At 66.7% G+C, this 442-nt stretch carries 1 protein-coding gene; it reads left to right on the forward strand.

Translation table 11 applies throughout. From position 1 onward, the window contains the following. Positions 1-30: 30 nt before the first annotated feature. A partial coding sequence (locus GPA27_RS28460) for a MurR/RpiR family transcriptional regulator (RefSeq protein ID WP_373322827.1) occupies positions 31-442 on the forward strand: 412 nt, incomplete at its 3' end.

The following is a 442-nucleotide window of genomic DNA, read 5'->3' on the forward strand; positions in this document are numbered from 1 at the left end:
GCGCAGCCTGCCCTGCCTTCACAGACTGACATGCTCGACCGCATCACCGCCTCCCTGCCCTCGCTGGCCCCCGCCGAACAGCGCGTGGCCAAGCTGGTGCTGACCGACCCCCGCACCTTCGCCCGCCTGCCCGTGCGCGAGCTGGCCGAGCGCGCGCATGTGAGCAAGCCCACCGTGGTGCGCTTTTGCCGCAGCATGGGTTACGACGGGCTGGCGGACTTCAAGCTCAAGCTGGCAGGCAGTGTGAGCGAAGGCGTGCCCTTCATTCACCGCAGCGTGGATGCAGACGACAAGACCGGTGATGTGCTGGTGAAGGTGGTGGACAACGCCGTGGCAGCGTTCCTGCAATACCGCAACGCGGCCAGCACCGTGGCCGTCGAACGTGCGGCCGAGGCCATTGCCGACACGTGGAAGAAAGGCAAACGCATCGAGTTCTACGGCG

The organism is Aromatoleum toluolicum (assembly GCF_012911005.2).
GTDB classification, from domain to species: domain Bacteria; phylum Pseudomonadota; class Gammaproteobacteria; order Burkholderiales; family Rhodocyclaceae; genus Aromatoleum; species Aromatoleum toluolicum.